Origin of the sequence: Flavobacterium sp. (assembly GCF_039930565.1) — a bacterium.
Taxonomy (GTDB): domain Bacteria; phylum Bacteroidota; class Bacteroidia; order Flavobacteriales; family Flavobacteriaceae; genus Flavobacterium.
Genome location: NZ_JBDTTP010000006.1, coordinates 96095 through 104717, shown reverse-complemented (window position 1 = coordinate 104717; position 8623 = coordinate 96095). Strand labels below are relative to the sequence as shown.

Below are 8623 nucleotides of genomic sequence, written 5' to 3'. Positions count from 1 at the left end.
TCTGTAGAGTCCATAGAAATGGTACGAACAGTGTTTTCACCAATGTGAGATTGCACTTCTAGAACTAACAATGTTCCGTCTTTTTTAGTGATTTCTAGTGAATCATAAATTTTTGGAAGTTCAACATCCTTACCGTTGAAAACTACGTCAACTACTGGTCCAATGATTTGAGCAACTTTTCCTATTACTTTTGACATTACTTATGTGTTTATTAAATAGCTATTTAGGTTTAACGAAAATACCTCTTTTTTCAGAGCGCAAAGATAAATTTTTAATATATAAAATCAATATTTTTTTTATAAAAAATACCATGTTTTTGTTTGATTCATAAAAGAAATGGTTCAAATAACTAAAAATATAAATTTAGGTGGAATAAAAAAACCACTGCGTTATAATAACGAGTGGCTTTCTATTAAAAAAAACTGGCTTTATTTATAATGTTGCCGGATACTGAATTGGATAAATTCCCAAATCTACATTACGTAAAGTTGATCCGTATTTTGTATTGATAGCATCTATAAATTTATTAGCAATCAACGCATAACCTCTTGGACTAGGATGCACGCCATCTAATGAAAAAGCACCTCCAACTGCAAAAGAACTTGTTAAGTGGAAATTACCATAACGAACTCCCCCGTTAGCAACTTGTGTCAATAAAGCATTTGCATCTACAAAAGCCAATCCTTTTGCATCAGCAATACCTTTTATAATTGTATTGTAACCATCAGTAGCTGTTTTTAGTTCAGCAACTTCGTTTTTAGACAATACCCATCTATCTTGTAAAGGAAATTGAGTTCCATTTCCTGCAGCTAAATGCACTTGGGCAGGAACACCTTGAGAACTTAACACTACATAATCCATTGCTGTAGTTTGTCTTAATTTTATTAATGCAGGACTTACTGCAGTAATATCAGTAAGGTATTCATCAATAATTACCACTGCATTTTTACCTGCTACAAAATTTATAGTTCTTTGTAATCTTTCTGCTTCTGTAATTAATCCTGCATTCTTTGCAGCTAATAAACCGCCATTATAACCAGCATAAGCTGAATTTAAAGCAGTAACCTGAGCGGCTGCTAATGGCACTGGGTTGAATCCAACAGTTGTAAAAAACGGAATAGTATTTACGTAAGGTATGTTAGCAACAACCCCTTTTGCACCAGCAGAGGTTAATGTATTTACTAAAGCCGTATAAGTTCCATCAAATCCAACCCCGGCAGCACCAGAAATTGGCGTTATAGGATTTGTTCCATCTCCACCTGTAGTTGCATAACCCAATACATCATTATTTCCTATCCATAAAGAAAAGAATGTAGGCGTTTGTGACATTGCATAAGCCAAAACAGATGTTGTTCCATTTGGTGCAAAACGAATATAATATGGATTGGCAGTTCCCGTTGCTAAACCAGCAGCACTACCATAGGTTGGTGACAATAAGTGAAAACTTTTTGCTCCGGGAACACCTACATTGTTGTAAGGTCCAGCTGCAACAACAGCAGGGTTAAAAACCTCAGTCGTTGGAACTCCCGAGACTGGAACCGGGCCTACTCCATTAAAAGTTAATCTAGGACCAAATGCTGGATTTGTAGCGCCTCCAAATAACAATCCTCCTATGTTATCATTCATGTAAGGAATTTTAAAATCTCCTCCACCAGCTAATTTGAATTGGGCAGCAATAATATTTGTATAAGAGCCTTCTTGTCCTTTTTTGAAAAGTGCATTGTCACTAAAGCCTGCTGTAAGTGAATTCCCCAAAGAAACAAATTTAGAAAAATCTGCAGTTCCAGAAGTAACGGGAACTTCTACAGGAGTATTATTGTCTTCATCATTATTACAAGCTGCCATAATGGTTAATGAAACCAATAAAAGCCATTTTATATTTTTTTTCATGTTTGTACTTTTAAAATTATTACTTCTTTCCATTTGTTTTTTCTATTGAATAGAATAAAACTCTGCCTCATCAATTATTAGCTGCTTAATTATGGATTAATTGTCCACGAAGCAAACAACATTTGTCCAATTGCTCCAGCTCCAATAACCTGAAGATAATCATCTCCAAAAAGATTTGTAGCACCAACTTTAAGAACTGATTTTAATTTTGGAAAAGCATAATTTACCTGTGCATCCAAAACGGTGTTTTCAGGAATCATACCATCCCCAAAAGAAGATTGCCATAAATATTCTGTATTCCATCTTACATTCACATTGAAACCTAAGTTTTTAGTTAATTTTGAATTACCTAAAGACGCTTTAATTCTATGTTTTGGGGTGTTAAAACCAGCGATGAAACTTGGGTCTTCAGATTGATCAAAATCAAACTGCGCATAGTTGTAATTCGCTCCTAATTCAAAATCTTTATATACTTTTTTGCTTAAACCAACTCCAAAACCTAAAGAAGAAACTTTTGCAGTAGTATTGGTATAAACCTGATATACTCTTCTGTCTCCAAATGCCAATGCCTGATAAGTTTGTTGTACTGCAGGATTTGTAGCATCTGTACCTACTTTTCCGTAGTAAGGTGATATTACTCTGGAGGTATTCATAAAGTCATTATAAATATTATAATAACCATTTAAATCTATTGATAAATCGTTTTGAACTACAGAACGATACCCAACTTCAAAAGCCTGTACTTGCTCTGGTTTTACCAGTCCTATATTGGCTACCTGTAAGTCTGCTGGATTTGCTGACGCAGCGAATGCCTGAACAGAAGCCACAGTATATGCATTGCCATATGCATTTTGCCCTGACATATTTATTGTTGCCGGTTGTCCCGCTATTGTTTGCCCCGCAGCACTTACATTGACTACTTCTTGAAAACGATCTAAATTTTCAGGAGCCGAACCAATTAAAGCAAAAGGGCCTAAATCTAAACCAATATATTGATCTTGTGTCGTTGGGTTACGGAAACCGGTTTGATAAGATAATCTGAAATTATGTCTTTTGCTTTCTCCACCTGAATAAACAAAAGAAACTCTTGGGGAAATATTACCATCAAAATTTTGGCTTTTATCATAACGTACAGATCCTGTAAATTTCAATCTGTCGTCCATGAATTTTTTAGTTAATTGACCATAAGCTCCATATTCCTTGTAATCAATTGGCCCGTCATAATCTGTAAAAATAGTTCCCTGTGAATCCATTATGTACTTTCTCCATGACCCACCCACCTGAATTTCAGCAAATTCAATGATGTCTTTAAAATTATAATTCACATCAGAATGATATAATTTAGACTGATCTATAAATTTAGCTCCCTGAGTTAAATCAGGATTAGCTGTAACAGCTGCAAGAGCTTGATTGAATTGTGCAGAGCCCGGTTCGAATCTTGGTTGTCCGGTTGGTGCAGTTGCAAATTGAGGTAGTGGTACTAAAACAGCCGGTAATTGATTATAATCTGCATAATTTCTGGCGATCAAAGCTGATTCATTTGCATTTGTTCCCATAACAGCTCCTGATAACTGATACGCTGTTGCATAATTTGTAAACCATTCTGTATCTCCTTTTGCTGCCCTGTTTATGTTCCATGCGGCAAATCTCATATCGTATGAATTTCCGGCATCTTCATCGGTTGCATAAAATCTTGCAAAAAAGTTTTTTCCTTTTACCTCAATTTTACCTTGTTGCATCATGAAATCCTTTAAGGCATATCTGTTTGCTCCCTGGTAAATTGTACTTCCTAAACCAATTTTATATTGTAAAATAATTTCTGTTTCATCAGCAAAAGGTTTGATATGAGCAGAAAAGTCTGCCTTAACGTTTTTAACTTTATTATCTGTTAAATCCTGTTCGCGATATCCTGTTCTGCTTACCTGTCCCACATTCGGAATGAAAGTAGTCACTTCGTCTCCGTAAAGATTTAATCCATCGTAGTTTTGGTTTGTTGCATGTCCGATACCTCCACTTGTCATACTTCTGTTGTCGGCAGCAATCCATTCCGTTGCTTCCATGTAAGTAAAGTTTGCTTTAAGAGCAAAATGCTTTGTGAACGCTTTGGCAGCTCTAATTCCAAAATCATTATAATCATTTGTTCCTGCTGCATTTTGTGTTGTTTGTCCGTATTTGTAATAAACACTAATTCCTTCATTTGTAAAAGGACTTTTACTATTCATAAACAAAATACCATTAAAAGCATTTGCTCCGTAAAGGGCAGAAGAAGCTCCGGGTAAAAGTTCTACGTTAGCAACGTCTAAATCAGAAATACCAATTAAATTGCCTAAAACAAAGTTTAGCGCAGGAGATGAATTATCCATACCGTCAACCAATTGCATAAAACGGGTGTTGGCTACGGTAGCAAAACCACGCGTATTGATTGATTTAAATGAAATACTGCTTGTGTTAAAGTTTACTTCTTTTAGATTTTCCAGTCCATCATAAAAAGTCGGGGCAGTTGTATTTTTGATTTCCTGTATTCCCATCCTCTCAATTGTAACAGGAGATTCAATTACTCTTTCAGGAGTTCTGGAAGCAGAAACAACAATTTCATCTAATTTTGTTTCTTCATCCTTTAAGACAACATCTATTTTTTGATTTAAAGAGGTAACTCTTATAGACTGTGCTTCAAAGCCTACTGCTGATATTTTAATTGAAAATGGTAATTTCTCAGTAGTACTTAGTTTAAAAGAACCATCAAAATCTGTTGAAGTTCCACTTGAACTTCCTACAACATTTATATTGGCACCTGGAATAGATTCTTTGTTACTGTCTGTAACTGAACCACTAATTGTATTTTGCGAAAAGGAAATTCCGCAAGAAAACAACATAATTAGCAAATACACTCTCATTGGAATTGATTTTTGTTAGTTTATGTAGCCAAAATACAAATAATTTTGATATTATTAAAAAAACGTTAAATAAATTTCATATTTCATATAAATATATAGTTTATTTTAACTATTTACTAGATGTGTTTATTAAATTTACATCAAGAAAGTGTACTTAAAAAATATAAATACTATGCATACATATAAATTTTAAGAGAATTTTTAAGGATAACATAAAAATACTACTAAAATTTAAAATATAAGGAATAAAAAAAAGCGGAACTTAAATCCCGCTTTTTTTTGACATAAAATTCTATTTTATTCTACTGTAACTGATTTAGCTAAGTTTCTTGGCTGATCAACATTACATTTCCTCATTACAGCAATATGGTAGGATAAAAGCTGTAAAGGTATAGTAGTAATAAGTGGTGATAATGCATCTGAAGTTTCAGGAATTTCAATTACATAATCAGCTAAATCCCTAACTTGTGTGTCGCCTTTAGTAACTACCGCAACAATTCTGCCGCTTCTTGATTTTATTTCCTGTATGTTGCTTACAATTTTATCATAATGTCCTTGTTTAGGAGCAATGACAATAACTGGCATATGTTCATCAATTAAAGCAATTGGTCCATGTTTCATTTCAGCAGCAGGATATCCTTCAGCGTGAATGTATGATATTTCCTTAAGTTTCAGGGCTCCTTCAAGGGCAACTGGAAAGTTATAGCCTCGTCCAAGGTACAAGCAATTAGGAGCATCTTTAAAAGCAGCAGCAATTTCTTTTGCTTTATCATTTGTTTCTAAAGCTTCTGCTACTTTTTCAGGAATTATTTCTAATTCTTGCAAATAAGTATGGAAGTCAGTATTTGATAAAGTTCCTTTGGCTTTACCTAAACGCAATGCGATCATTGCCAAAACCGTAATTTGGGTTGTAAATGCTTTAGTTGATGCTACCCCAATTTCCGGACCAGCATGAGTATACGCTCCGGCATGGCTTTCTCTTGAAATAGAAGATCCTACAACATTACAAACACCAAAAACAAAGGCACCATTTTCTTTAGCCAACTTAATAGCAGCCATTGTATCAGCTGTTTCGCCAGATTGAGAAATTGCAATAACAACATCGTTTTTATTGATGATTGGGTTTCTGTATCTAAATTCAGAAGCGTATTCAACTTCAACAGGTATGCGGGTAAATTCTTCAAAAATATATTCGGCTACTAATCCGGCATGCCATGAAGTTCCACAAGCCACAATAATAATACGATCTGCATTCAGAAATTTTTCAAGATTGTCTTCAACACCTGCTAACTGAACAATTCCTTTATTTGCATTAAGCCTTCCTCTGTAAGTATCCTTAATTACGCTTGGCTGTTCATAGATTTCTTTCAGCATGAAATGATCATATCCGCCTTTCTCAATTTGCTCTAAATTCATTTGAAGCTCCTGAATGTATGGATCAACTAAAGAATCGTCTTTTATTTTTCTAACTTTCAAAGGCTTGTGCAATCTTATATTAGCCATTTCACCATCTTCTAAATAGACTGCATTAGAAGTGTATTCTATGAATGGAGAGGCGTCAGATGCAATAAAAAACTCTCCTTCTCCCACACCAATTGCTAATGGGCTTCCTAATCTTGCCGCTACAATTTCATTTGGATTTTTTTTATCAAAAACAGCTATGGCATAAGCTCCTACAACTTGATTAAGAGCAATCTGTACTGCTTTTCCAAGTTTTAATTTTTCTTTTTTCTGAACTTCTTCAATTAAGTTGACCAAAACTTCTGTATCGGTATCTGAATGAAAAATATAGCCTCTTTTTTTTAATTCTTCTTTTAAAGGAGCATAATTTTCTATAATCCCATTATGGATTATAGCCAAATCTCCTGAGTTTGAAAGATGCGGATGTGAATTTACATCATTTGGTACGCCATGGGTTGCCCAGCGTGTATGCCCGATTCCGATGGTTCCGTTAGAGGTAAAATTTGATTTTGCTTTTTCTTCAAGATCAGAAACCTTACCTTTTGTTTTGCAAAGCTTAATGCCTGATTCGTTATCATATAACATAACACCAGCACTATCATATCCTCTGTATTCGAGCCGCTTTAATCCTTTTATAACGATAGGATAAGCCTCTCTGTAGCCAATATATCCAACAATTCCACACATATATTTATAAATTTGGTTTCGTGTAATAAACTTGAAGCTTAACTCTTTTATCTGCTGATGCAGCCGTTCCTCCAAATAAAACTGTTCCTAAAGGACTCATTACAGACGCAGTAGGGATTTCTGTAAAACTGCTGCTGTTTACACTTTTAGGATCTAATTTGTTTGATGTACCAATTGCAATGTTTTCGGTAACTACTAATCCTAATTTAACATTTTCAACAGTACTGTTTTTCAAAATATTACGGATATGATCCGTTATTCTGACTTTATATATTTTATATGTATTGCCCTTTTGAGTTATTTTTTGAATCATACCATCAAAAACATATTTATTCTTTTTAGGAATAGCGCTAAAAGTGCTGCCGTCAGTAAAATAGTCTATTATTGGGGTATTGTTTGTGGCATCATATAAATAAACTCTTTGAGGTAAATACGGTTTTCCTGGAGGAACGATTCCGGTATTCATTTCGGTTTCATCAACGTAGAAAATCAAATTAGCCTCATTTACCAACCATTTTTTATCAATAACATTTTTTCGAATATCAGCCAATTGGCTTTCAAATTCAGAAAGTTCAATAATTGCCATTGAGCCCTGACCTCCTTTTAAATATAACTTTTCATCTTCGACAGGAACCTGATTACTCAAATCATCTTCAGTTGCTGCGGAATATTTTTGATTGGGATTACTTTCTTCAAGAAGACTTGTTGTATTCCCATTAAGATTAATTACAAGAGTTTTTGATTCTGTAGCCGTTGCTGCATCTGTAGTTATGGCTGTTTTTGCTCTGTAAAAAACATTTATTTTTCCTTTTTTAAAGTCAAGCATAGCCATACTTCCTGGCTCACTTCCTGAATTTTCTACCTTAAAGTACAGACCTCTAAAATAATTTTTAAAGGCTTCTGCACTCGCTAATTTTCCAGCAGGAGCATTGAATATCTTATTTCTAAAAAATATAGTATCCAAATGCAATCGCATTTCAGGTTCAAATCTTTTAAAGGTTTTTGGTGTTGTAGTTGTTGCTTCAGTTGTTTCGAATAATTCTTTTGAGTTAAAAAAGAATATATCATTTTCCGATTCATCGATATAAGAAACACCATCCTTATTTACTTTCGTGGGCTTAAAATTATTTAATCTTCCTCCTACTGCTTTTAATTGAAATTCACTGTTTTTATCCGTGTAATAAAAATTACTTGTAACAGGGTCATTAGCTTTATAATCATTCAGAAAAATTCCGGATTCGTACACGCTTAACTTGATTTTGCCAGTTTCCGGACCATAAATAGAATCCAGTACATATTTTGTTTTTCCGGCATCGGTATTGAATACAGTTTGGGTTCTGTCTAAAAAATACGGGATGTGCAAAGTGACACTGTCAATAATAACACCTTCTCCCAATTCAGAGCCGTAAGTGTCAAGTGCAACCTGAGTATTAAAATTTGCAGTTGTCAAACCAAATGCAGGATTATTATATATTCCTAATGCATTTATTTCCAAATTGTTTGCAATTACCGGAGTGACTTTTTGGTTGTATGCTTTTACTTTATAACTTGTTGAATCCAAACCAAAATGATTGTCGCCAATTATATCGTCGCCTATGGCATTAAAATCTTTATCGCAGGAATAAAAAACAGCAACTGTTGCTATTAAAAGAATTTTCTTAAAAAAAGAAGTATTATACATGTTTAATAAT

At 34.1% G+C, this 8623-nt stretch carries 4 protein-coding genes and 1 pseudogene; all 5 read right to left on the bottom strand.

Annotation, left to right across the window (positions count from 1 at the left end; genetic code table 11):
• Positions 1-197 (bottom strand): annotated as a pseudogene (locus tag ABI657_RS03375) (F0F1 ATP synthase subunit beta); the annotation flags it as partial.
• Between the two features lie 235 nt (positions 198-432).
• Entirely contained in the window at positions 433-1890 is a 1458-nt protein-coding gene (locus ABI657_RS03370) for a G-D-S-L family lipolytic protein (protein WP_348095825.1), read from the bottom strand.
• An 89-nt stretch (positions 1891-1979) separates the two neighbouring features.
• A complete protein-coding gene (locus ABI657_RS03365; protein ID WP_348095824.1) occupies positions 1980-4784 on the bottom strand; it encodes a carboxypeptidase-like regulatory domain-containing protein in 2805 nt (934 codons plus the stop codon).
• A 297-nt stretch (positions 4785-5081) separates the two neighbouring features.
• Positions 5082-6932 carry a glutamine--fructose-6-phosphate transaminase (isomerizing) gene (glmS, locus tag ABI657_RS03360; protein WP_348095823.1) on the bottom strand — a complete coding sequence of 617 codons (1851 nt, stop codon included), beginning with the start codon at positions 6930-6932 and terminating at the stop codon, positions 5082-5084.
• A gap of 4 nt (positions 6933-6936) precedes the next feature.
• The gene (locus ABI657_RS03355; protein WP_348095822.1) at positions 6937-8613 is read right to left on the bottom strand and encodes a DUF4270 domain-containing protein; all 1677 of its coding nucleotides are present in this window, start codon (positions 8611-8613) and stop codon (positions 6937-6939) included.
• Positions 8614-8623 lie beyond the last annotated feature (10 nt).

What these genes read in the sequence shown, in the direction of transcription:
- ABI657_RS03370 (WP_348095825.1), bottom strand. Translation starts at nt 1,890, where the DNA reads ATGAAAAAAAATATAAAATGGCTTTTATTGGTTTCATTAACCATTATG.
- ABI657_RS03365 (WP_348095824.1), bottom strand. Translation starts at nt 4,784, where the DNA reads ATGAGAGTGTATTTGCTAATTATGTTGTTTTCTTGCGGAATTTCCTTT.
- glmS (WP_348095823.1), bottom strand. Translation starts at nt 6,932, where the DNA reads ATGTGTGGAATTGTTGGATATATTGGCTACAGAGAGGCTTATCCTATC.
- ABI657_RS03355 (WP_348095822.1), bottom strand. Translation starts at nt 8,613, where the DNA reads ATGTATAATACTTCTTTTTTTAAGAAAATTCTTTTAATAGCAACAGTT.